This is a genomic window from Paenibacillus sp. T2-29 (genome assembly GCF_052921365.1).
On sequence record NZ_JBREVE010000001.1, the window covers coordinates 1,107,794 to 1,133,752 of the forward strand.

A 25,959-nucleotide genomic window follows, 5' to 3' on the forward strand; every position below is an offset into this window, starting at 1 on the left:
CTCCTTATATTTTCAGTTGCTTAATTTCCTCTAAAGCCTGTTGAAATTCTTCATTAATAGCGTACAACCAAAACTTTTGATGCTTATCAATCGTCAAAGCGCGAGTAATGTACCGGATATTTTTACCCTGCAATTTCCGCATCATCTGACCATCGTAACAATAAAAATAGCTCACTCAGATTCACTCCTCTCATTTGTGAAATCGCACCTATATAGCAGGTGTCACCCAAGCGCCCGTGTTAACAGGCGCCTATCATGACAGACCTATGATTTAATTTATTCGATATGGACTATCGCCTTAAAGCTCGATTTCGTGACTTTCTCGGTAGTTATAAATTCAATTGTCGCACCGTCAAAATCAAAGAAGGATAACCCCTCATCTCGGTGAATGACCTGATCCCTCGGAATGATACACTTCACTTTCCCCTGCTCATCTACAATATGAACATATTGGTATTTGGCTATTTGAATCCGCCATGTCTTGCCTAATAGATCGTCAGCAACCAACTGCGATTCTTCCTGAGACTTTTTCAATGTGCTGAAGCCGAGCAAGTAATCCCTCAATGTTCGTCTTGTACTTTTCCCATCCAGCAAAGAAGGCGTATTACTAGTTTGTACTACGGTTTCCCTCTCAGCTTCGTACCCGATAAAAAATTGTCCCACGATCTCAAATAATGAATACACTCCATCCGGCACATGGAATGGAAACTCCAAATCATTTATGGCAGCGATGCCAGCGTGAACGGTAAGCCCTTTGCCTTCTACATTACGATTCGTGAGCCGGTTCACTCTTCGTACTTCCCTCTTCATCACATTTTCATGCTGCTTTAGATTTTCTAGTAGCCCATCTACAAATAGCCATGCAAAGGAGTACGTTCCATATTTCTGATAAGCGATCTCCACAGCTACACTCGCAAGTATTGAAGGGTGCTGACAAATCTCCTCACACTGAGCCTTGTACTTCTCTCTTAACTCGGCGTATTCAGCACTAATGGCTTTCCGAGTTTCATTGTCTCGTTCCCATTTTTTCAGTTCATTGAATTGCTTTTGGCGATGATTAATTTGGTTTTTCTGCTTATTGTATTTTTTATACAGTGGCTCAATATGGGCTAGATAGTCCAGAAACTTAGGCTGGCTAACCTTTCTCATATCCTGTAACAATTGTCTCGTACTTTCGATGCCCAAAATCGACTGATCCAGTTTGCCATCTTTCATCTGGAACTTGTCATCTATGTACTTCTCTGCCACAACGCAAAACTGGTTAAACGGTGATTTTTTCGAATACTGATAATAATCATCCGCTTTGCCACCATTCACGAAACGAAAGAAATACGGCATCTGAATAGCCAGACGATCCAACACATATGGGATCTCTACTTCTAGTCCATTTTTGGTCGCATCAATGATTTGACCTTGGAGAAATTTTAAGACTGAGTTTTCCAAAACGCGTGCTTGAAGGCTCCCTTCCTCCAAAGCCATATTCTGAAAATACGTATTCACATTCGTACATCTACCCGTCAGATTATGAAGGCTTTTCAGTTCCATCTTGACGATGCTATCCATATTATTCGATACAGGAGCAGCTACTTTTTTATCATCCTCATTGATAATGGTAGGAGCATCGATCACTGCTGAGAGTATGGTGGGATCGTTGGTACAGAGAGCCGTGTCCCCATCGACATCTCCTAGTCCGAGCCTTGCCAGTGTTAAATCACAACAATTCAGAACAATCACATTATCTAAATGACGTATATATCGGTTATGTACTTGTACAAAATCTAGCTTGCCAACTTCATTAAATATCGTTAGCGGTGAACGGAATAGCGCATGCATTCCACGTTTTCGATTCATAAAAGCCTGGTTCTTGTTTAGCACACCTGTTACATGTTTTCCAGCGGCGTGCTCCATAAATGCAATGGGATCATTGGTTAGATAAAAGTAGCTACCTCGAATCGGGATGCGACCTTTCAACATATCCTGTACTTTCAGCATGGCTTGCTTCACGATGAATTTGCGGACGTTTCCGTCATACAGCATTAGTTCATTCAAATCGATGGCTTGGATGATTTCATTTATAAATTGTTTCTTCTGGCCCCGTCCTATTTCATCTTCCTGTTCATCAGATTCTTCATCTACATCTTTAGGTTCATCGTCTTCTTGGACTAGCATATGTAGGAACGCTTTCGTGTACGCAATATCTCGAAGCCACTTTTCATGGGTGGCATTCTTTTGCCCATGTAGTACACGTTTGATGACATCCATTAGAGGCGTAGCTAATTGATATAAATCGTTCAGTGTAAGATTCAGCGCATGAATATATTGGTATGTCAGTGGTGTGTAGGCGTTCATCTGGTATGCTGGTTTCGCATAATTGGCGACCCAGAAGTTATTATGATTATGTACTTTCAGTAATGCTTCGTATTCCGATATATTTTCAAACAAACACTTAGGCTTTGCTTCTCCCTCACTGTATTGATGCCATGCTTTGAAGCAGGATTTGGTGAGGATGAGATCAATAGGACGACCCTGTTTGTCGATGATCGGCTGTGATTCACCAGAAACATCCTTTATCTCTGTCACGTTATGTTCCTTAAACCATTTCATCAGATCGAACCGGATAAAGTTACCTTTGATATATGGTAGTCTTCCCTGAACTGCATTAGCTGGATAAGATAGATTCAGGTGTTGTCCAATACGCTCGGCAAACTGGAAGCTCATTAGACCTTGACCATCAAAAAATTGGATATTCTTATTTTTATACTTTGGATACTCCACTCGCTTAAATCCGATGGACTCTTCATTGATTGCTATGATTGGGATTTCTTCTGTCTGCTCGATGGAATAGCAAGGGTATAGTTCGTCATTATACATAACCGAACGAGCAGGAAAAGGAATTGCTTCTAGCTTCACACGACGATTCTGTTTATTCCACCCATTGAAGGTTTTATAGTCTTTTGGATCGGGAACAGACTTCGTGCGACCATTCCACGAGATCGTTTTATTCGGTATACGTTCTAATTTATGTAGATGTTCCTTTGATGGCTTTAATTCTTTCTTCGCTTTGAAGTATTCACGTTGCTTTGCCTTTTCATCTAGTATCAACTTCTGCTGTTCCAAATCTTCAGCACACTTTTCTACTTTCCATACATCCTCAATGATCGTATCTTTTTCATAATCTGGAATGACTACAATACGAGGGATATACGGAACTGGTTGTGCTGCTGAACGACTCACACCAAGTGCTGCTTCCCACTTATGGATGTTGGTGAATGGTGACATTTTACCGAGTGTGATGCGGTCATACAGATCAGCAACATACTTTTCCTGGATAAATTCTATTCGCTGTGTACGTCCCATGGCAGGTGACTTGATCGAACGAACATATTTCCTTCCATTATAGTAGATACCCTCTCGTAACATACGTTCGAACAAAGCAAGTTGGGATGGATCATCTTCGTCAATTTGATCAGCTTTGAGCATAAAGACGACATCGGTAACATTGGTGAAAGGATCACATTCTGCTACGATTCGTTTGAGTTGATCGAGATAGATGCTGTTCGATACGGTGATGATACGAGTGCTGGATTGTGGCGCGTAAAGCTGATCTCCTTCAACCGTGATCTCGTTAAAGTGGAACAGTTTGATTTGGTATTGTTTTCGTGTTGGATTACTGGACAAATTTTGGCCTCCTATTTGTTGGTTTGAGTGATATGAATGTGAACGTTCCATCCTGATGGATTTTGTATCTGTACGACATACAGAACGAATGTTCTTATTCATTATACAGAATATATGTTCGTATAACAAGAGTTGAATTCTAATAATTTTTTATATGGAAAGGCATGACGAAAAGACCTAGCATCGGTTACTAAGTCTCCCTTTTAAATCCTTCGTACGACTTAACTTGAGCCGTTCCAGCTTGTTATTCTTAAAGGGATGCCCACAGTTGCTTTCTTATCCAAAGTCTCATGTGTTCTTCTTCAACCATTCTCTTGTTCCCATTTTAGATGCTTTTGGAGTTTACACAAAGTATCTTACAGGCTCACATTAAAATAATATCGAACCTATCCATCTTCTTCGATTTCTTTATTTTCATCCAAAAATGGATATGGATATTTTTTCTTGTAAATCTCAATATTTTTCTCATTGTATAAAAAACGATTATATTCTTTTTTTATTCCCACTCGAAACGTGACCCAATTTAATGCATAAAGAACTATCCAGAACATAGATATAAAAACCGTCCAGGGTAATATATACAGCATATCAACAACGAAATATAAATGAAAAAAATCTAATTTTAGATAAGCCAGATACTCCAAGTATATAATAACCGAAAGGCTAATAGATACCTTTGACAAACCCGCCACAGTTACATACAATTTTCTGAAGATTTCATAACAAAAGGCTAAAATAGGGTTACTCCGTTCTAAAATATAATACCAATTGTAATGCTTAAATATTACATTTCTATATTCAGATATTTTCTTATCTACTATTTCATCTAACAAACATAAAGCCATCCAAACTTTCTCATCATTTATTTGTGGTGATTTTAATTTATAATAGTCGTACTGAAGCTGTAACTCTCTGAAATTTGAGAGTACTTCAGTTTCAGTCGAAAGAAACAATGGGGTATCTTTACTTCGGTATTTTTCTACAAACGACTTTAATAATCGATCTCTGGCACTAATATTTTTTTCCTGAAAAATATTGCGTAACTCTTGATACATGGGACCCAATATCTCTGTTATATTCAATTCTGTTTTTGTTAGGAATACTTCATATAGCTTTTGTTTTCTATTTGCGTTGTAGTTTACTATCCATCCTAATACAACAATACAAACAGATATAAGTGGAATCAAATCTTTAAAATAAATCTGATAAAATTCAGTCACAAGTCACTCTCCTTTTTTCGCAGTTTTGCTTCAATTAAACATGAAGGTTTTTAGCGCCGATTTCCCCCTGAGTATTTCCTATTCTAATTCTTTCCAGATATGTGACAGTCAAATGAGATATTGCCAACAGCAGTTCAACTTCATATTGGTCAAGTGGGATAGTAGTCTTCAAACCATCTTCAAGTTGTTTTGATTCCCTGTGATGTCCGACTTTATTTAAGTATGTAGCTATACCTGAAAATAATCCAGCAAGAGCGGCCTTCTTCTGTGGTACAAAGTCTTTAAGGAATCCTTCCCAAGATTTGTTATCATAAGGTCCACCCCGATCCTTAGCATCCGAATAGGCTTCTAAGGTAGAAAGACACTGTCGAAGGGCGTCATGTGTGATTCCCCTTTGCATATGGTCTCTAGCAACTTTTAGTTTATCAAAAGCTTGAAGCCAACTCTTGTCGTTAAGGAGTGAAGGTGGTAACGTTAAACCGTACTTAGTTGAATACCCGAAATGTCTTATGAAAGAGAGCCATTTCTCTTCTGGGAAGCTTATCTGACCGCTACCGTTGAAAGGAATGATTTTATTTTCGTTCTTCGTTAGAATAATAATTTTGATTTCTATTGAAAAACTAGCATCCCCACTGCGAATCTCTTCAATATTGGAAATATCTTTGGAGTCAAAGACCCATTCCCATTCAGTAGAATTCGAATAATAATTAAAGGTTAAAAGAGAGCATTGGATCTGACCTATTGTCTTTTTAATTTTAATGTTATTTACCTTAGCACAAACTTGAACATCTAACACATTTTGAATTCGATTCTGCTGATCAGAAAGTTTAATCCTGCTAAAGCGAATCGTGTCTTCATAAAAATTCAGATCGAATTCCAGTTTTAGAGAGACATTGTTAGAAAGGTGGCTGGTCTGAATAGAACGTTCATACAAATAAACCTCATACATATATTAGCCTCCTAAAAATTAAGAAAATTAACATTTCTAATAAGAACTTCTTATGGGATCTTTAAAACTTGCATTTTCTACTCTTATACTGCAATTAGTTACTCAAAACTACATAAGTGTTAAGAAAGCCCTGTCTTCTTCTTTCTGTAGTTACCTCTTTCGAGCATAAATTAATTAAGTATTATTTATGGTTGATTGTTGAGTCTCAAGACGATTCAATTCCGTAACTGCAGTCTGGAATGAATTTTTAATGCTCCCTATCAATCGATACAGTTCTTCAACAGAAGCCTCCGCAGCTACAGCCAGATCATGCTGCTTTTCATTAGCACTATCTGCAGCTTCTTGTGAAGCGTCATTCATATCCTCATTATGAACCATTTGCTCAGATAGCAAATCAGATGCGTACTCAACAGCATTGAACTCAGCAAGTTCAAAAATTGGGGTGTCATAATCACAAAGTTCGCGTATTAAGTTTATCGACTCAATATCAATAAGATCCACAACATGCTCAAGTCCACTGACTGTACTAAATTCCTTTTCTAACTCAATTTCGATTTGCTCAAGCTCAGCTAAAAGATCATCTAAAGTTTTGTTGTTCAACCAAGGGTCATGCATGTTATATACTTCTTTATCCTCATACGGGTATCCTACAAACGTAAATAACCCATCACGCATGATTAAAGCTGCTCCTTCCAACCGTGACAAGAGAAAGGAAAGTAGGATTTTCTTATCATCCAACATACTACCGAAGTAAGGAATCCCTTCTTCGATCAATATAGGAACAAGATTTTCACTGATTTTGCTGACTAAGTCTGTTCCACGAACAATAAATCCTGTTTCTCTGCTTCTTCCGCTTTCATCTGAAAAATTTGCCGATCCAATATAAGCAATATTTTCGGTCATAACCACTTTTGAATGATTGCTAAGATGGAAAGTGGTAGCAAGGTTTTCAAAGTTAGTAGGGTCTAGCCGCTGTGTAATACGCTCAATACTTTGAGTTGCACGATCCCTTGGTTTTTGACTGTAATACTGCTCATACCGATCAGGGATATTCGTTACAATGCGTACATCTGCATGTTTTGTTGCACGTTCTAAGGCTCGTATTAATTGACTGCGATGTGCTGAAATATTATATGTTGTAACAAAAATTGATTCTGCATTAGGAAAGTCATCTAATACCTCCTGAAAGTTAAATTCTCCTTTCGAAGTTACAATATCAATCTGACCTGGTATTAACGGTATTATTGTTGTTTTATACAACTGTATTCAACTCCACAAAAAATTTATCCATGATAAAGTAACCTATAACTTATTCTTCTAATTCAACTTTCCGATATTACATTTTTATATAAAAAACTATATTTTTGCTATTAACTAAATCCACAACTGTTAGCTTTAGGCTATTAAGGAGCCTACGAGATGACTTACGTTTTCCTCAGGTTGAACGACATGATTCCGAAGGAATTACCACGCATTTGAAAGTTTGGCTTTGATATCATTTCACCCTCCAGAGCACATAGTTTTCCATTTGAAAAACCCCACTCTTTTTATAATAAAAGGATTATATTCCTTTTATAGATAACGATGCTATTCTGCAATTATTCAATCATACTAATACTTGAGATCAAACCAAGATTTGCTTTAAACTAGCTATCATCAATAATAGGTCTTCATTAATTACAGTAAAAAAGGCAAACTGATGTGATTAAAGATAAGTTCACCTAAAAAATCTGACAGAGTTCGTTGTTGAACCTTTTACTATAAAAACTGTACTATAAAATAAAACAATCACTGCGACATGAATAACCATTAGTTGGGGTCGAGTATAACTGTTTAGGAATTATTTTTCTGTTTTTATTTGTAATTCATCATTTTTTCTCCGTCTACATCTTATTCATTAATTAGGAATGAACCCCGTACGTTCTATTTCTTTGTTTCCTGTGAAATGATGATATGTGATATTTTCCAAATCACTCGGAGGAACTTCATTATCAAAAATAATTATTTGACATTCATTTGATAAGGTTGCCAAATGTTTGAAAAATAATTCCTTGACACTAGTTTTGACCTCTTCATTGTTCTCGTTTTGTTTTTTATCTCGTTCTTTATATGTCGTTAGTGGAGAGTCTAATATGACGAACCCAGGATGCGAGAGCCCACGGCTAACACAATACTCCATTATAGATAAAATAAAAGCAGAATTTATTATGGCTCTAGCACCCTTTCCATATGAAGCTTTTGTTTTATCCGCAACCACAACATCATTGGTATTTTTATTAAATGAAACCTCATCTTTATCAATAAAGCCCCAGTTTTCAAGAAACATCTGAATAATATTGCAGAATTCAATCATTAATTCATCGGATAACTTTTTGATTTCAACTTTATTTGCATCAGATTTGGTATTGTCAAACCTATTAGAAAGCTCACTAATACGGCTGCTCATATCAAACAACTTCTTTTTTCCTTTTTGAATTTCTACGATATTATCTCTTATTTTTAAATAATTTTCGTAATCTGATATTATACTAGAAACAGACAATGATTGTGTGCGTAGCAAGCTTTCCAGTTCTTCAATAGTGGTTTGATTCTTGTGCAGCAATCTATTGTTCTCCAACAAATCATTTTCAAAATCAAATATAGTATCATCTAAATCAGATAAGTGGGCTTTTAATTTTTGTTTCTCCTTATCAATAGCAATAAAGTAAATTTCCTTTGGGTGATTATCCACTTCGTTTTCCATTGGAGAATTACATACTGGACATTTTATATTAACTAGTTGATCAGTAAAGTTGTGAGACTGATCAATAAAATCCAGTCTTTCAATGTCTGATTCGTAGTTCTTTTTTAGCAATCGAAATTTCGATAAATTATCCATTATTCTTGATTTTTCATTTAACAGAATTCTAAGTTGATCTAGCAATAACCTATGTTCTTCTTCTTGCTTTTCTAGGAGCAATTTGTGTTCCTTTATAATAAGCTCTAATTCAGTAATTTTTTCATTGACTTCTCCTACTTTACTTTCTTCTACAAACTTCTCCATAGTTACAATTTCGATCTTTAAATCATTGCAAATCAGGGATAGCTCTTCGATTCTCCCCCTAAGCTGGGCCTTTTTTACATCTACGCTTTCGGATTTAACATATTTTTTGTAGTCATATCCAGATAGTATTGTAAAAAAAGTTGCTATTTCTTTAGAAGAATTTGCATCACGTTTTGTATCACCAAGAAAGATTGGTGAATTACGCTGAACAATCCTTGATTCATTTAACATCGTCAAAGAAACAAACTTCCTAAATGTGAATGCTTCAGTTTTTCCTTGAGATGTCGACCTCAATACATTTTCATATGTACAGTTACATAGGCTCATAAGCTTGGATGATAAACTGTTTTTAGCTTTTGAGTCGCTTGAGAGGACATCCAATGATGCATCATTCATATGATCAATATCTGAATAAAAATAGTGAATATTTGTTTTCTCGCTCTCATTTAAACTTCTTTTCAAAGTAATAGTTTGAGCAGATTTTTTCTCAAAAAACTCTAAAAGAACTATATCATAACCCAAGGACTCAATCGGCTTTTCTGGAATATCAGTAGCGCCAAAAATATAGTTGATACATTCGTATGCAAAAGATTTCCCAGTATCGGATGCCCCAGCAACAACGTTTAAACCCTCATTAAATATTAGAATGGCATCTTCTTTCCTAGCTCCTTGCAATACTAGTTTTTTTAATTTTATTCCAAAATCACTCAATTAATTCATCCCCCGAAGAATATTCTTTTTCAAACTCTCCTGTCCATGAACCTATATTTTTATTAATATACCTATAAATTTGAGTATCAGAATAATTAGAAAATTTTTCGTTTACCACAGCGATATTCTTCTTTAAGTGCTCGACATAACCATTAGAAAATAAACTCACAAAAGGATCGGTTATATTATTCTTTTTATAATATATTCCTGTTTTCGTATATTTAACATCTAATAATCCTTTAGAAAGCATAAGCGTTATTCCTTTGTTTACAATACCCCTTCGTACTGCAATTTCGGAAGAGTGATTGGGATTATCCGGGTGCAAGCTACCATATGAATTATCAATATCATTTAAATGCAAAACAAAATAATCATAGTACATAATTCTCTGTGAACTCATTCGTTTATCACATAAAGATAAGATAAATAATATTCGTGTACCAACTTCTTCAGGTGAATTAAAAATTTTAATTTTGTTAGTCGTCATATACCCAATTCATCTCCCCATCATTGACCAGTTCATGACATATCCCACTTTTCTCCATTACATTGATATCTCCTAATTCAGAACTGTTAATAGGAAGAATTTGAGATCTTGCAACGGTTTTATCTACGCGTTTCAAGTCATTATCATATTTAATCTCACAAGTTGATATAACTCCATGAAAGACTTGATTTTTAACATCTTCATAGATATCATCGTTTATTAACTCATCCCGAGTAAATCTTTTTAAAGCCTGTGCATTATGAAAACACTCTCTTTGCCGCTTAAAATGATTATGCAAACTTTTCTTCGATTTAAGACTATCAATATCCTTTATAGGTGTATTCTCATGATTTGAGTATACCTGTAATAATTGATCAACATAATTCATTCTTAATTCATCATCTTCAAGGGCTTCCTGGGGCTTTTTAACTTTTGGGCGTTGCTTCAGTCCTCCCCCAAAATGATATTTGTACCATCCTGTTTTGGCAAACTGCTCAATCAGAGTTGCAGGTGCAATTTCAGAGACAATAGAAAAATCGAAATCTTGTATGTACGTCTTTAATTGAGAAGATAAAGGTAAGCCACCAGATAAAATTTTTCTTTTCCCAGCACAGTATTTGTCCCAAGTATCTATTAATTCATTATTTATTCTTGATGGATGTTCAACTAAATTTCTCAAGTCTTGTCCTATACCATTGCTTGCAACTATAAAATATTTTCGTGGTTTATTGTATTTTCCAATCATAGTGTAATAGCAAAGCTTTCCAAATTCAGTCATGTACCCTGAAGGTGCAAGGGGATCTTTATATCTTTTACATTGAAATATATCAAAATTCTGCATAGAATCATCAAGATAGGCAACAATATCACGTCCTGAATCTTTAGAACCACCTATTTGAGCAATACTTTTATAATTTTCAAATTGCGTTAAATACCCGGATGCCCACTCGCATGCTATATCTTCGAACTCTCCAGCTTCAATAGTTCTTAGACGAACTAATGGATCAATCGTTGTATCAAAGATTCGACTAGTATTATTAGGAATTTCGAGCATCGGTACTGGATTAGTTTTCACTAGTGAACCTCCTTAATTAATTTCAATTGTCTCAGTAATTTTTATACTTTTGCTGGTCTGAAAAAGTCTTTTCTTGGTGGTTACCTCATTATCCTTTGAATTACCACAATTTATAAAAAAGGACTATATACTCACGACCAAGGAAACGCATTAGTCCATTTTCCTACTAAATTCTGCATAAATCTTCTTTATTTCTTACACTATAGCATATTCATGGGGATATATGGAACAAAAAAAAGCCCTTAGTTAATACTAAGGACCTAATTTAGAGCATTTATATAATTTTTGCTAAATTCCATTTTCATCCCGATTAATGAGGCTTGACAGAGCCTTCTGTAACCTTATTTATCTAATTTGCTTCTCTATTTTTTCAAACCATACAGTTTCCCACAACATCATCGCATATCCCTCAAACCATTCCGACCATGATGAAGGATTTTTCTCAACCACTCGATTATTATTCTCGTGCAACACTATTTTTTGAATTAATCTTCTTACAACCTCAAAGAAACTCTCTATATCCCCCTAATATCTCCGAGAAATCCCACCATTTACTCATACTAGATCGGCTATCAAAGAAATTACTTAAATCATATTTACAATTACATCATTCCATCATATTAAATATTGTTTTGTCTTCACGTGCCCGAGCCAATTCCAAAGGTGTTTTTCCATTATCATCTTTAGCCTGAATGTCGGCCCCATATCTTAATAGGATTTCAACTGCTGCTGCATTTCCCTTGCTGACAGCTCTATGCAAGGCCGATTGTTTATACTGGTTCCTACATTCAATATTAGCTCCATGATCCAACAGGAATTGAATACCCAAAACGTTATTACAATCCGCAAAATTATGTAAAGGGGGAAACGGTTTCTTTTCGCAATTCACATCACAGCCCATCTCTAAGATATCATTTAATAGAGCTTCATCTTTACAATGAAGAGCGATCCCGAATCCCTTCTTTTCTACCTCTTTTTGATAGATATCCGCATATTCCGTATGTATATAATTCACAATATCACTTGAATATCTAAATGCAATTTCAAGCGGTGTTTCAGCCAACGCACGTTTTCCTACATTTGCCCCTTTTTCTGCTAAAAGTCTAAATGCCTCTAAATTATTGTGTTTACAGCAAAACTGCAAAGCTGTGCCGTGATATTTCAAAACCTTATCTAAATTGGATTTACTTGCGTTCGCAACGAGTTCCTTGATTCCTTCCATATCATTCATATAACATGCAAACACTAGAGTTTTTTAAATTTTTTCGGCCTTTAATGATTTCCGTAAGGTTACTTTACTCTCCTCTCCCACCGGTTCCAAATCATATCTCTGGTAGATAATCAATTCGAAGACATCACTATCAAAAAGCTCTGGATTCATATCGTTTACAATACTATATTCCATTAATTTTCCAGCTTCCACTTTAATACAAAGAATCCCCTTTCCCTTCATTATCATCTCAATCTCATTTGTATATTTTTCAAAAAGAAAAACCGTTACATCACTAACATATGAGACTTCATTTTCAACAATCTTATAATATCCGCTGGTAAACGAATTCTCTGTGCCTGATATTAAATAAATATAAGTTTTCCCTTTAAGCACAGATTCATCGACAATACTGTTAACCAAATTCTCCACACTTTTCATACATTCATGCCCCCATGATTATACCTTCTCTATTTCTGTTATATTAGCATGAAATTCGTGCGCCAGTAAAAAATCAAACTGATTTTAAGCCCATTCAATTAAATTGTGTGAATCTGGAGTTTTAGCCTTCTTGAAATTGAAGCCAATTAACGCCGTGCTTCCATCCTGTGAAGGTTGAGTCTGCGTTTTATTTGATCCACAAAGGTAAATGTGATACTTATCAGGTGTTATCTCACAGCAACACACAGCACTCCACATGCTTTAGGTATGTAAATAATATATATTCCCGCACTCAACCCTAAAGCGTTTTTTGAATGCAGGAACATATCCAAGTTAATCTTAATCCCTCGTGTATTAATGCTTTTCCTCTCGATATATTACTACCACGCACTCCACATGCCTTGAGTGTACAAAAATGATGACCCTAAGGCCTGGTCGCCCCTTGGCGGAAAATCTATCGTTTTTAGATCAGAGTCTTTATGTCTTTCTTTTTTTATTTTCTACTGAAAGTGTCCCTCCTGATCCATCTGCCCCAAGGCAGTCTTGGTTTTTCTGACTTTCTGACAATCCTGTCAAACATAAAACCAGTAAAATAGTTTATTGCTCAACTACCCCAAAATCATCCACATAAACATATGCTGTACCAGGATTCTTGTAAGCATACACTGTTGCCCTGGTAGCGCCTGCTCCGGTTGTAAAAGGAATGTTTACCATTGTCCAGGATGTACTGTCAGATGTTGCGGATGCATCCGTTCCTTCAAAGCCATTAACGCCAATCTGAATCCGCTCTCCTATGTCTGCCTTAACCCACGCGGTACACATATAGCTGGTATTAGGACTTAGCCCCGTAAGTACCTGCTCGATACCATCTTCTCCGGGTCCCAATCTAACACTCTTAGAGCCGCTTCTTGGTACCGATACACTTGCAGCAGTATCTGAATATGTTGCTGCCCATGGTGAGATTATCCCTTTCTCGAAATCAGATTGCCTTACGTTATTAACATAAAGTAAGCTGACACTCTCAAAAACCGGGTCCGGAGGTGAAGAAAAATCATGCCCGGCAGTCCAGTCAGCTCCACCGAACTCATATGCTCCAATATCCGGTGCCGCACCAACATAATCATTCGTGATTCCAGATATTACAGCCCCTGCATTAATAGCTGGAGAAGTAGACTGCAACCTGAAATCATATGCTGTGGGATTCACAAATAACGGATTGGTTTCTGAGGTAATATTATTTCCCTCTATATGAGTACCAGGCAGTGTAAAGGTAGTAGTAAAGATATTGTTGAAAATTCTGTCGCCGTACATATCTGACTGAAAATTACTTCCCCAATATCCTACATTTCCGTTACTGTAGGTGGTATTGTTATAAATCAGGTTAAAATTACTGGGTGTATTCAATCTTATCCCTGTATAGTTTCCCCATACAACATTATGATGCACAATATAGCCCTTGCTACCGTTATCCAGATAGATACCAGTGCCGGAATAATTCTTTGCCAGATTATCATGGATGTAATTATGATGAATTACCGTCCCTTGCCCATCCCAGGCAAATTCATAGAGTATTCCGCAGTCTTTTGTCAGCTTTCCTGCATTGTACAGATTATTATATTGTATCTGGCTGTTTTGGGTAGGCATAAATATCAGATGACGTCCAGCGTTATATACCGTATTATGACTGATTAGATGGTTTGCCCCCAATAGATAGATTGCCGGAATATCCGCTGCCGAATAATTTGCTTCATGAATAAGATTATTAATTACCTTATTTCCTGTTCCCTCTATACTCACCAGATTACCGGAACTGTAGGTCAAAGTACTGTCTCTAAGCTCATTATTGGTACCGGACATAAATATCCCTGTACTGTATTGTCTGGTAACATCCGAATCATGACTGACATATTCCGCAATCATATTAGAAACTTTACAGTAATTAGAATTAGACATTTTAATGCTGGAGGCAAAGATATTAATTCCGGTAATATTTATGTAAGAGCGGGAACTTAAATCAAATGCATAAGTCCGCTTCTTTGCTTCTACTGTCAAAGTATTCGGATCAACTCCACCAGGTGCCCATAAATAAAGTCTGCCAGTAATGCTGTCAAAATACCATTCTCCCGCACTGTCAAGATCTTCAAGATTACCAGTAATATAATAGCTGTTACCGCCTGTCGCTGCAGTATCTATTTGATCAAAGGTAATGGAGCCGTCACTTGAGCTGGTAATGGTACTTTTATAAGATTTGTAGCCTGTTCCCGGAACACTCCAAACCGTTTTGCCAACCCAGTATCCAGGTGCCTGAGTTAAGTCTCCATCCTTGATGGTTGTAGTGGAACCGGAATCAACTGTTGCATATGCTAAATTTAAGGGATCAAGTGTTGGTGAATTGGGCCATCTGGCTTCAAATTGCATTTGCTTATTAACAAATATCTGATTTTTTGTTCCAAGGGAACCCTTCATTTCCGCATAATAGATGGATCCGGAGTAATTTTTCCAGCCAGTAACCGGATCGGCACCGGATACCGTTACGTTCTCTCCTGTATAAGCCTCAAAGTTTATGGGTTTTGCAGAAGTTCCGGAAGTATGAAGTGTTACTGTTTCCCGGTATGTACCACCTCGTATGATGCAGGTATCTCCGGCTGTCATGGTATCTGCTGCCTTTTGTATGGTTTTCCATGGATTTGATAGTGTACCGGTTCCAGTGATGTCATTCCCCGTTGTAGAAACATAATATACGGAATTTGCCTTTACAGTTTCCACACCCAGATTAAAAGTAAATACATAAATCATCATAATTACAACTAAAAATCTAAAGCCTGTTCTCTTATTCATAGCTTACCTCCTGGAATGAATTCTATTTTTAGATACGGCTTCTACGCTTGGGCCTAAGTTCACTGCTAGGTATGTTCTAATATAGAAATTTGTGTATATATAAGCCCTTAATTATTTAATCGACTTATACCGACTTAAAGTTTATGATTCTTTCGGCGAAGCTTCTCCAATACTGAACCCATCCAGCCATTTCATTGACCATGCATGGTATTATTTTCTTTCCGAAATGGGTGCATGAGCATCCAGGGATTAAAGTACGCTATCAAAATGATTTCATCCCTGTAATGGAAGAATCGCGTGAAAAGTATGAGACTTATCCGAAGCATGTAGTTCCTGAATTCGCATATATTACTTTCATTGAAAATGCAGGTGTGAACAACAAGAAGTTGATTGCCCAGGCACCTTACGCGGGCATGACAGATGATATTCGTGCGGGTAAGTTGCAAGCATAGTCAAACAAGACGAATTGAACTGAAAAGCCTGAGCCTGTGTCCCATAACGTAAGACAAATTAAAACACCTACCAACCTGGTCATACCCTGTCTACTTGACAGGGGTATGACCAGGTTGGTAGGTTTCCATATTAACTCATATTACACATCGCATAACTCTCCTTCTCCCATAAATACACATTGTATATACCGCTTTCAATGGGTCATTCTGTAAACTAAATCTCTCTTTTAACCGATATATACATATGCTGGACTGTTATTTAAATATCTCCTCTTGCCCTTTGTACCTTGAATGGAAGCTTACTTGAAACTCCTAAATCCGAATAACAAGGTTTCTATGCCAAATAAACTCAGTGATACATATGGGTCTTAACTCAAGTTGTACTCATCTGCGGCTTCTATAATCAGAAGCAAATTCAACTTAGAAAAATACCCATCACATCTGGAAAGGAGTTATGAACTCACTTGAGCGTATTATCAGATGGGATTGGATATGAAAGCCTACGCTTTTATGGTCCCTTTCAGCCCCTACACATCGAACAACTTCAAATAACACGTACAATTAACGATCATGCCTACTTACATATCAGTGGGATGCTCTCCGAAGAACAGGGAGTAGCTTGTATTGGTCAAAATATGGAGCAGGAGCCCATTGTGATTCGTCAGTTGGATGATCAGGGACAATCGCTAAGAAGGCTGTTCCACGGGATTGTTACACGTATGTTCGTACATTGTGTGCGAGGCGTGTATACGTTTGAATTGGAGGCCGCTTCCCATTCATACCAGATGGATATCAAACGTAAAAGACGCTCCTATCAAGATATTCACCGCACCTATGACGATCTGGTCACAGCGCTGGTTCGAAAATATCAGTACGGAGATGCCATTGATACGGTAAGCAACCATGCCAAATTGGAGACGTTTGTTTTACAATATGAGGAGACGGATTGGGCGTTTTTAAAACGCCTCGCTTCTCGCTTCGGCTCCATACTTGTACCAGAGGTAACCGCAGCCTCGCCCAAGGTTTTCTTCGGTATGCCAGAAGGCAAACAGCATAAGGTGGAGCGGGATGTATTTTATCGAGTACGGAAAACGTTTCATGAGCTGGATGTGAAAAAGCCGGGAGAACGTGCTGGCTCGTATGTCACCTATATGATCGAAAGCCTGCAATACTATGCACTAGGCGACCTTATCACGTTACCTATTGGACAAGGCAAAGAACTGGTCGTGGTTCGAGCAGTGACAACCTTAGCAGATGGCTTACTGCGCACCCGTTATGATCTTCAAGCCGAACAAGATATCCGCTATGCGCGGTATGAAAACCATCAGGCTACTGGAATTTCGCTGACAGGAACGGTGCTCAAGGTACAGCAGGATTTTGTACAGCTTCAACTGGACATTGACCCGAAGCAAGATCCTGCCAAAGCGTGCTGGTTTCCCATCACCACCCGTTATGTCGCGGAAGAACATAGTGGCTGGTACGATATGCCTGAGATCGGGGAACAGGTGGAATTGTATCTGTCCACCCACCGCGAACAGGATGCCTATGTAACGGATTCGCTCCGACAACAACGCCACGCAAATGGAAAGCCGAATGTGAAGGTATGGCAACATGTGCAAGGTAGCGGCGTCGAAATGTCTGAGCATGAACTGACCCTATCCACCTCCGGTGAATTTTCCATTACACTGCATGAAGGTAACGGCATTACGATTGACAGTCCGGGGAATGTGCAAATTCAGGGTGGTCACGTGAAGCTTGATGCTGGACAGGAACTTTCACTGGAAGCTGGAACGGCGCTGTATCTAAAAGGCGGAGCCAGCAGTATGGTACTGGATGGTGAGACAGATACCAAGGCTCCGGTGATTTATCAGGAAGGTACAGTGAAGGCTCCTGTTTTCGTGGCTGACCTCCCTCCTGTACCTGAGCCGCCACTCATGAGCATAAAAGCCTATGAAGCAGCTCAATCAGCAGCCAAGGATTCATCTAGCAGCCAAGCCTCTACTCCTAAAGCAAAAGTCACAAGTCCAGCAGAGCTTAAACAGGCGAATGCCTTGATGGGTACGGTGTCCAAACTATTAGGCTCCATTCCAGTGATGGGAAAAGTGGCTGGTGTTGTAGCGGGTGCGCTGAGTGGACCTGCGGGTGGTATAATTCTGAGAGCAACCGCAGCGATCCCTGTTCGGAGCAAAGGAACCCCTACCGTTGGAGGCAGTAAGGGGAACGGCATTCATCCGTTGAAACACTTGGCTGGTTTGGCCATGCAAGGGTTGATTAGTATACACGAGCATGAGAAAGCTAAACAAGCCTATTATAACAAGTGGATTCTTGGGAAAGTGTTTACGAGCGCACGTCATATAGCGCATTCCGGCGGCACATTGGAACTAGTACAGAATCTGCTTAAAGAATCGAATGCCATGGTTCATGCGTATCAGCAGGTTCCGGAAGAAGTAAGAAAACGCTGGAGAGCCAATTACGACAGCCGCATGGCACAGCAGCCTAAACCACAAGTCGTGGAACCTAAGCCTTGGTGGGAAAAGATGTTTGAACAAAGTGCTAAAAATGACATGATGGCTGCTCAAGCAAAAAGGGAAGCGGCACAGCTTCAAGGTGAATTGATATGGGATGCTGCTCAGGGAGCCAATGAAACCATCAAGGTGAATATGTCAATGGATTTATATAAGCAACGTGACTATCATCCTAAGCACCCGACAGCAGGTAAGGTAGGCGAAGTTGCAGGAAACGTGGTTAGCACTTTAGTAGGTGCTGGGGAAGTAATCGCTGGGGTGGGAGGAGAAGGCATATCTGTAATTGCGACTTCTACGGGCGTATTAACTCCTGTAGGCGTACTGGCAGCAGCAGCATCCGCTGGTTTCATGGTTCATGGAGGTAAGGCGCTCTACAGTGGCGCGTCCAACACTGGAAAAAGCTCCGCTGAACTCTGGCAAATGATCAAAGATGAAGGCAAACATGGTTCCGCTCCTCCTAAGCCGAGCAAACCTAAGGAGAAACCGCCTAAAACTGAGAAGATTTCAGAAAATCCTACCAAAGTAAACTATGGAGATCATTACACTAAAAATGGTCGCAAAAAGGTTTTGAAACCAGATATTGAGTATACTAGTAAGGAAGGATACAATTATAAAACCGATGGTCAAGGACGTGTTTCAAATGTGGAAGGTGAACTCAAATTAGGAGACGGAAAAAGAAACGGATATGCTCAGAGGATTGCAGGTCGAGAAGATCGTTTGCCTGATGACGAAGGTGGCCATCTGATTGCAAGTATATTTAAGGGTTCAGGGAATCTTGATAATCTCGTGCCAATGAATGGTAATCTAAATAAAGGTGAATGGAAGAAACTCGAAAATTCTTGGGCTGACGCACTTAAACAAGGCGATGAAGTGAAGGTAAAAATAACACCAAATTACAAGGGGAATTCTCAACGTCCTGAAAGTTTTGATATTAAATATAAAATTGGTGAAGAAGATTGGGAATTTAGTAGATTCGATAATGTACCAGGAGGGAAATTGAATGAATGATGAACGATTAGGAATATTATATCAACAAATAGCAGAAGTCATAGTGGATGCGATTCCCGAGGAATGGTCTAAGGTCTACCTGTACGGCGAAATCGTAGACGGTGCCCAAACTGCATATTTTTACTTTTATCCTGAGGGTAGTGATACAGCTGTTTACAGCCATGACATTCCTGAAATTTTCACAGTAAGTGAAATTGAATATTCTGAAAAGTGGAATGAATTAGTGGATTTAATTCAGGTGCTCTGGAGAGAATTTAAAGATAACGACCAAGAGGCCTGGAGCAATCTAACTTTAGTATTAGAAAGTACAGGAAAATTCAAAATTGATTTTAATTATGACAATCTTTCGAACACAGACCCTCATGCAAGAAAAACGATTTGGAAATACAATTATCTCGGCATTATGCCTAAAAGTAACTCAGGAAAAAAGCATTTAGAAAAGTATCTTGAAACTGTAGAAAGAGAAAATAAATAAGCATAACTATGTTACTTTTAGAGAAAATAATATTGAGATAGTTTGGAGACCTTCTAATCCTAAATTAGGAGAGATTTATATAACTAATCTATTTGAAAATTTTTTTAGCGAGTTACAAGCTGATATGGTTTCCATTTGCTTGGAATATGTTAATGATAGAGCAGATAAAATTTATATTTATTGCTCATATGAAGAGGGAATGATTTCTAGCGACTTTTTTTATCGTATAAACAACAAAGTTATTGAAAGACATAAACTTAATGATGTATTAAACAGTGCAGAAAAAGACGTTTTTGTATATGACGTATCTGTTAAAAGACAACGTAGAGTTATAAAAATAATAAACAATGATATTGAGAAATCTTTTCATTTATGCAAAAGATATGGACGTGAAATACCTACAGAAATGAAAATAATTTATGATGTCAAATCAAACAAATTAACAGCTAATTACAATTATGAATTAGTACACACTAATCATCCGGTTAAAACTGCAGACGATATTTCAATGGAATGGTTTGAACAAATTCAAGCAGAAAAGAGTTTTTAGAGTAAATTCGAATACTTACCAACAAACCAAACACTAACTGATTCAAGCACTCGATAAACTTACAAAAGCTCATTCCAACTTGTTTTATTAGTATGTATGGATTTCCATCCAAAAAAACAATAACTTTCCATCCCTCCCCATCAGAGTTTACATACACAGACTCAAACGGCTAAGGGAGGGAAATTCACTAAGAACAGTGTTTATTTATCAATAATAATCTTGATGAAAATCAAACCAGGTATATCACTAAAAAAAATCTAGAGCTACTGAATTATCCTTATTTAGAAGAAGATATTTTTAAAGATAGCGGATATAAAAGGTAACTTTTTCCTGTTTATTATATGATAAAAGTAAAATCAGAGTATCCTAAATAACATTTTTGAATTAAGTCGAACGAGTCGATTATGGTCAGATACTACCATGATTGACTTATTTTTTTGCTTTACTCTTGGCCTTAATGCCGTTTGGTAATATGAACAAGCTGGTGAGAACATTAGAGGATAGAGGGTTGAAGATAAAGGTGAAAGACGAGAGATCCCCAATGATGGCAGCTATTTAACTACAGATGGTGAAAATATAAAATCACCAATGCTAGATTAGTACACCTTTATAAGAAAGTGAGGTTATAGTGAAATGATACTTACTCTTGATATAAGTAATGAAGAATTTGATGGAATTATAGATGGTGATGGAGAATTTACACCGACTATTTTTTTGAATTTTCCAAGTGATGTTAGAGGAATATACGAATTTGAACTCATAAATACAGTGATAGATATTTATAATTTTAAAGATCAAATAAAAATCAGGGACTTCATGTAAAAGATGATTCACTTTTTGTATTTGGAAAAATGAAAGTTCGAATTGAGGGGGTCAAAGGTGCGGATTTCAAACTAATTGAAGGTAACCTTCTTGCAGGACGTGAGCAATCTTACAGTTGGCCCTATACAATTGATAGCGGTGATATTGTATGTAAATGTGGGGGGAAGTTATCTTTCCTAGAGGATTGCTACGTAGCATTAATGATTGTTACTGAAAGTAAGCCTAAAATAACATTAAAATTTAATATTGAGGAGACAGTTCCTTTTGATTTCATGAATAGCAGTAGCATAGAGCAAGCAAATTTTAAAAAAGTAGAGTCTAAATACATGAAATCTCTTGGGAAGTTGTTTGATTTCAACTTTTTCCAAGAGTATTTTGGATCTGGGAGAAGAGCTATTAAGAGTGAGTAGTTCAAATGTTAAATAAAAGGATCATCTAATGGCTTATTCTGAAACAATGAGGAGGATGAGCCTTTTAATCTAATCCTGAGAGGAAGAAATATGTGATTGGAAAAATTATGCACCTAATAATAAACGCGTCTTTAGATAAAGATGATAGTGTTATAGTAGCTGCTCTAAAGTTATTAAAAAATGATTGCAATTTAGAAGAATTAGAGGGTGACTATTTTGCTCAACTTGTTAGTATGATTCCTCTGGTTAAAGAACAGAGTACAAAGGCGCTTTTAATTGAAACAATTGTGGAATCTCCAGAATTCGTTAGCGACGATACGGTACTGGACGAATATGTGAAACTTATATCAGAAGGTGCGACTAACGTTCAGGAAGCTGCAAGATGTTTAGGTGCATTTACTGCCTCCGGATCTACAAACAATCAGATATTCTTACAATTGGCCAATAAATTAAATAATAAATTTGCCCTTGATATACTAGTTTCAATGGGACGTTCTAATTGGGGAGAAATCCCTCATTACCTAGAATCATTTGCTCAAGAGGTTCAAAAAGCACAAAGGATAAGATATCGTTCAGGAATAATTGCAGCCTTTTTATTAATTGTTCATCCTCTGTGTTCAGAATACGCTCATGTCAGTTCGTTATCTTTTGGATATCCATTTACTGAAGCGGCTATGAATGATTGGGCATGGGTAACCCCAAAAAATACAGAAAATATAGTACAAAAGAAAATAGTAACCTCAAAAGAAGCTGACGTATTGGTGAAATTAGGGAGATTATTGCGATATAATAAGGATTTGAATTTAAACGAAATTGCAAAGCTCTACACCGATTTTTTTGAAGATAAGAACCCATTTGATGTTATTTACACTTTACCAAAGTAAAAAACATAACGCCAAAGAAGTCACTGTGGACAAGAAATCGTAGAACCTGCCCCTATCTTTCCCCTAAAACAATGACTTGAGATCCCTTCCCATCTAAAGACGTTTGACTTGAAAAAGGAAATGTTCGAAGAATACAGTGCTGGTAAAGCATAGGCACCAAAGCAGGTAAGTAATGTTCATATTGATATTGAAGAATAGGAGAATAATTAAATGCTTATAATAAAGGCTTTAACCAAGATGTATGAGGATTGGGGTGAAGATATAGACGATTTCTATATTACTTATAATGTAGATATCGGACCCAGTGAAATAAATGGAGCATCAGACATGTTTTCACTTGAACTAATAAGTCCAAAAAGGTTAGATAGAATGGCAGATCAAGGTGATATTATTATCGGGCATGGTCATTTTATAGCAAAGGACTTTAATGAAAATACACTTGAAACAACATTAAACCGTATCATTAATAGATGCACAGATGATGATATTAATAAGGCATACAAAAACCTATCTACATATTTTCGTTGGGAGATGGATGAATAATTAGAGATCTAGTTGATTTACATACACACAGTTAGCCCTATAGCAGATTTCACAAAAACAATGTCGTGATCACGATCACGGTTTAGACTGTAAATTTAAGTTAAAATATAAACAATTTTAAATTTATTTCAGCTGAAACCAAAGATACCGTGATCGATCACAAAGAAAAAACAAGGAAGTGTACAAAGATGAAAAGAACTGATTTACCTCTTGTCTATTCTTGTTCTGGATGTTCCTCCGCAGCACAAACCGCTAACATGATCGCTATACAAATGGACCGAGAAAAAGTCGCTGAAATGTCCTGCATTGCTGGTGTTGGTGGTGATGTCAAACCCCTTGTCAGAACAGCAAAATCGGGACGTGACATCATTGCAATTGACGGCTGTCCCTTGTCCTGTTGCAAGAGTTGCTTAGCAAGGCATGAAGTTCAACCCAAACACCATTTCCTGCTGTCTGACTTTGACGTACCCAAGATCATAGGAGAAGATCCTAACCCTGATCATTATAGGAATGCTTACACACAAATCTTAGAACAAATTGGACAATAATCCTTAGTCAAAATTAAGGTGTGTATCGAAAGATGGCTCTCAATATGCACAATATCGTAAATTAGTTTTTACTGGTGGCTCCTAACATATCTTTAGGGGCCACCAGTATTTTTTTACTCCCAGTTTAATTATTGGATATAAAAATCCTAAAGAATTTGGGGTTCTAATTAGAGTCATTTTTCAAATTTTTAAGCAGCTCATTTGCAACATATGGCAAAGCGTTTTCGAACCCTTTTCTTTCTTACAAGTGACTATACATTCTTTTTTTAATACTTTTCAGATAACTAAGTTTCCCCCTCCTATATTCAAGCTCCCCCGCCTCCTTAGCTGCCTTGTAAAATTACTCGTCGTTACCATCCAAGCAACACAGCAACTATGTACCTGCGTACCAGCCTTGAGTTGGAGTACTATCTCATTCCCAACATCACGTTTCCAGCATCTGCACTGAACGGCGATTATATAGCCCTCTTTGCCTTTGAGAATTACTTTACGTAATAGCGAAAAGCCTAAAAATAAACATAATGATGAAATCGGTGAATATCACAAAATGACAACAGATGTTATATTATACTTTGTTGATATTAAGCAAAGGAGATGCTTATGATGAATCAAGAACCAAATCAGCAATTAGGTGAGATTATTGAGCGGTTCATACATTCATATATGTCAGAAAATAATAATATCCGATCTCAAAAAGTAATCAACACTGCAGATGAGGAAACAATAGCTCATTTAAGGAAAATTGGTTTTCCCAAAAAAGGAAGACCCGTAAAAGAAGTTGTCGATGAAATGAGGAAAAACGTTTATTCTCATCAAACTTTCATGCAACACCCTCGCTTTTTCGCCTTGGTTCCTAGTCCAATGTCTCTTTACTCTTGGTTAGGAGATATCATGACCAGTGCTTATAATACCCACGCCGGAAGCTGGATGCTGAGTTCGAGCGCAAGCCTTTTAGAGGGAGAAGTGATCCGGTGGATGTGTGACCAAGCAGGATATCCAGATACGGCTGGGGGCTTATTTCTGTCGGGCGGATCGCTGTCAAATTTGACCGCGTTAGCGGCTGCCCGCAATGCAAGGCTATCCGAGCAGGAATATGCCATTGGAACCGCTTATGTTTCAGATCAAACTCATTCATCGGTCGCCAAAGGGCTACGCATCCTCGGATTCCGTGGTGATCAAATCAGGAAAGTTCCAAGTGATAAAAAATTTCGTATGGATGTTTCAGCCTTAGAAAAAAAGGTAATGGATGATCAGGCGGCTGGCATGAAGCCTTTTGCGATCATTGCCACAGCAGGCACAACCAATACAGGAAGCATTGACCCGCTAAACGAAATTGCTGACTTATGTGAAAAACATAATATTTGGTTACACGTGGATGGAGCTTACGGTGCGTCGATTTTGGCTTCTTCGAAATATAAGTCTCTTTTGAGCGGGATATCGCGTTCAGATAGTATCACCTGGGATGCACATAAATGGCTAATGCAGACCTATTCCTGCAGCGTAGTTTTAGCCAAAGAAAATCAACAGCTTAGAAACTGCTTCAGCACACATCCAGAATATTTGAAAGATGCCGAGACTAATGAAGAATATATTAATTATTGGGATCTGGGCCCCGAATTAACGCGACCTGCTCGAAGTTTGAAACTGTGGGTGACACTGCAAGCTTTGGGGACTGATGCTGTCGGTGAAGCCATAGAGCATGGAGTTCAACTCGCAGAATGGGCTGAAGATGAAATCAAGAAACATAATCATTGGGAAATTGTATCCCCCGCGCAGTTAGCGATTGTTAATTTTCGATATGCACCACCTGGATTATCCGACCAAGAATTAGATTCACTCAATAAAAGGATCTCCCAAGAAATGATGACAAACGGATACGCCTCTGTGCTTACGACACAACTTAATGGAAAAACGGTTCTCCGAATCTGTGCCATTCACCCAGACACTACGGAAGATGAGATAAGGAATACAATTCAGCTTTTATCGAATATAGCAAGATCATTGAATGAGAAAAAAGCTCTTTTATGATGTTCAATTGTGAAAATGAAGTACTGCACTTTCTGTAAATAGATGAAAATGTTCAGCATCAC

General features: G+C 37.6%; 20 protein-coding genes and 1 pseudogene. 9 read left to right on the top strand and 12 right to left on the bottom strand.

Annotated elements, in window-relative coordinates; translation table 11 throughout:
* Positions 1-4: 4 nt before the first annotated feature.
* The 11 genes from ACU1JV_RS05430 to ACU1JV_RS05480 all read right to left on the bottom strand — a co-directional run bounded on the left by ACU1JV_RS05430 (position 5) and on the right by ACU1JV_RS05480 (position 15,652).
* The gene (locus ACU1JV_RS05430; RefSeq protein ID WP_196765464.1) at positions 5-175 is read right to left on the bottom strand and encodes a hypothetical protein; all 171 of its coding nucleotides are present in this window, start codon (positions 173-175) and stop codon (positions 5-7) included.
* A 101-nt stretch (positions 176-276) separates the two neighbouring features.
* Positions 277-3,678, bottom strand: a complete 3,402-nt coding sequence (locus tag ACU1JV_RS05435) for an RNA dependent RNA polymerase (protein ID WP_446724524.1) — start codon at positions 3,676-3,678, stop codon at positions 277-279.
* Between the two features lie 386 nt (positions 3,679-4,064).
* Positions 4,065-4,898 (bottom strand): hypothetical protein, encoded by an 834-nt coding sequence (locus tag ACU1JV_RS05440; RefSeq protein WP_446724525.1) that lies wholly within the window; start codon positions 4,896-4,898, stop codon positions 4,065-4,067.
* A 34-nt stretch (positions 4,899-4,932) separates the two neighbouring features.
* Positions 4,933-5,847: a hypothetical protein gene (locus ACU1JV_RS05445; protein WP_164965140.1), complete on the bottom strand. Its 915-nt coding sequence runs from the start codon at positions 5,845-5,847 to the stop codon at positions 4,933-4,935.
* 174 nt (positions 5,848-6,021) lie between these two features.
* Positions 6,022-7,107 (bottom strand): phospholipase D-like domain-containing protein, encoded by a 1,086-nt coding sequence (locus ACU1JV_RS05450; RefSeq protein ID WP_164965141.1) that lies wholly within the window; start codon positions 7,105-7,107, stop codon positions 6,022-6,024.
* 637 nt (positions 7,108-7,744) lie between these two features.
* Positions 7,745-9,601 (bottom strand): hypothetical protein, encoded by a 1,857-nt coding sequence (locus ACU1JV_RS05455; protein WP_446724526.1) that lies wholly within the window; start codon positions 9,599-9,601, stop codon positions 7,745-7,747.
* Positions 9,594-10,088, bottom strand: coding sequence for an ABC-three component system middle component 2 (locus ACU1JV_RS05460; protein WP_164965143.1), 495 nt, complete (start codon positions 10,086-10,088; stop codon positions 9,594-9,596). The genes ACU1JV_RS05455 and ACU1JV_RS05460 overlap by 8 nt, the downstream gene beginning before the upstream one ends.
* On the bottom strand, positions 10,078-11,163 hold the full coding sequence (locus tag ACU1JV_RS05465) for an ABC-three component system protein (RefSeq protein ID WP_446724527.1): 1,086 nt from the start codon (positions 11,161-11,163) through the stop codon (positions 10,078-10,080). Before ACU1JV_RS05465 ends, ACU1JV_RS05460 begins: the two co-directional genes overlap by 11 nt.
* 607 nt (positions 11,164-11,770) lie before the next feature.
* Entirely contained in the window at positions 11,771-12,409 is a 639-nt protein-coding gene (locus ACU1JV_RS05470) for an ankyrin repeat domain-containing protein (protein WP_446724528.1), read from the bottom strand.
* 9 nt (positions 12,410-12,418) lie between these two features.
* Entirely contained in the window at positions 12,419-12,814 is a 396-nt protein-coding gene (locus ACU1JV_RS05475; protein ID WP_446724529.1) for a hypothetical protein, read from the bottom strand.
* A 597-nt stretch (positions 12,815-13,411) separates the two neighbouring features.
* Positions 13,412-15,652 carry a right-handed parallel beta-helix repeat-containing protein gene (locus ACU1JV_RS05480; protein WP_413986796.1) on the bottom strand — a complete coding sequence of 747 codons (2,241 nt, stop codon included), beginning with the start codon at positions 15,650-15,652 and terminating at the stop codon, positions 13,412-13,414.
* A gap of 200 nt (positions 15,653-15,852) precedes the next feature.
* Here ACU1JV_RS05480 and ACU1JV_RS05485 point away from each other — a divergent pair.
* The 8 genes and pseudogenes from ACU1JV_RS05485 to ACU1JV_RS05520 form a co-directional block, all read left to right on the top strand.
* Positions 15,853-16,104: pseudogene (locus ACU1JV_RS05485) on the top strand (phenolic acid decarboxylase); the annotation flags it as partial.
* Between the two features lie 464 nt (positions 16,105-16,568).
* Positions 16,569-19,637, top strand: coding sequence for a DNA/RNA non-specific endonuclease (locus ACU1JV_RS05490; protein WP_413986797.1), 3,069 nt, complete (start codon positions 16,569-16,571; stop codon positions 19,635-19,637).
* Positions 19,630-20,112: an antitoxin YezG family protein gene (locus tag ACU1JV_RS05495; RefSeq protein ID WP_058830041.1), complete on the top strand. Its 483-nt coding sequence runs from the start codon at positions 19,630-19,632 to the stop codon at positions 20,110-20,112. The genes ACU1JV_RS05490 and ACU1JV_RS05495 overlap by 8 nt, the downstream gene beginning before the upstream one ends.
* 124 nt (positions 20,113-20,236) lie before the next feature.
* Positions 20,237-20,662, top strand: a complete 426-nt coding sequence (locus ACU1JV_RS05500) for a hypothetical protein (protein WP_058830042.1) — start codon at positions 20,237-20,239, stop codon at positions 20,660-20,662.
* Positions 20,663-21,513: 851 nt separating this feature from the next.
* A complete protein-coding gene (locus ACU1JV_RS05505; RefSeq protein ID WP_253806513.1) occupies positions 21,514-21,894 on the top strand; it encodes a hypothetical protein in 381 nt (126 codons plus the stop codon).
* 92 nt (positions 21,895-21,986) lie between these two features.
* On the top strand, positions 21,987-22,778 hold the full coding sequence (locus ACU1JV_RS05510; RefSeq protein ID WP_058830043.1) for a hypothetical protein: 792 nt from the start codon (positions 21,987-21,989) through the stop codon (positions 22,776-22,778).
* Positions 22,779-22,988: 210 nt separating this feature from the next.
* Positions 22,989-23,321, top strand: a complete 333-nt coding sequence (locus tag ACU1JV_RS05515) for an Imm8 family immunity protein (RefSeq protein WP_058830044.1) — start codon at positions 22,989-22,991, stop codon at positions 23,319-23,321.
* Positions 23,322-23,509: 188 nt separating this feature from the next.
* Positions 23,510-23,869 (top strand): putative zinc-binding protein, encoded by a 360-nt coding sequence (locus tag ACU1JV_RS05520; protein ID WP_013311396.1) that lies wholly within the window; start codon positions 23,510-23,512, stop codon positions 23,867-23,869.
* A gap of 276 nt (positions 23,870-24,145) precedes the next feature.
* On the opposite strand, the gene ACU1JV_RS05525 is transcribed toward ACU1JV_RS05520, so the two are convergent.
* A complete protein-coding gene (locus tag ACU1JV_RS05525; RefSeq protein ID WP_081317865.1) occupies positions 24,146-24,400 on the bottom strand; it encodes a restriction endonuclease in 255 nt (84 codons plus the stop codon).
* A 69-nt stretch (positions 24,401-24,469) separates the two neighbouring features.
* Between ACU1JV_RS05525 and ACU1JV_RS05530 the strand changes: the two genes are divergently transcribed.
* Positions 24,470-25,897, top strand: a complete 1,428-nt coding sequence (locus tag ACU1JV_RS05530) for a pyridoxal phosphate-dependent decarboxylase family protein (protein ID WP_058830045.1) — start codon at positions 24,470-24,472, stop codon at positions 25,895-25,897.
* The last annotated feature ends 62 nt before the right edge of the window (positions 25,898-25,959 follow it).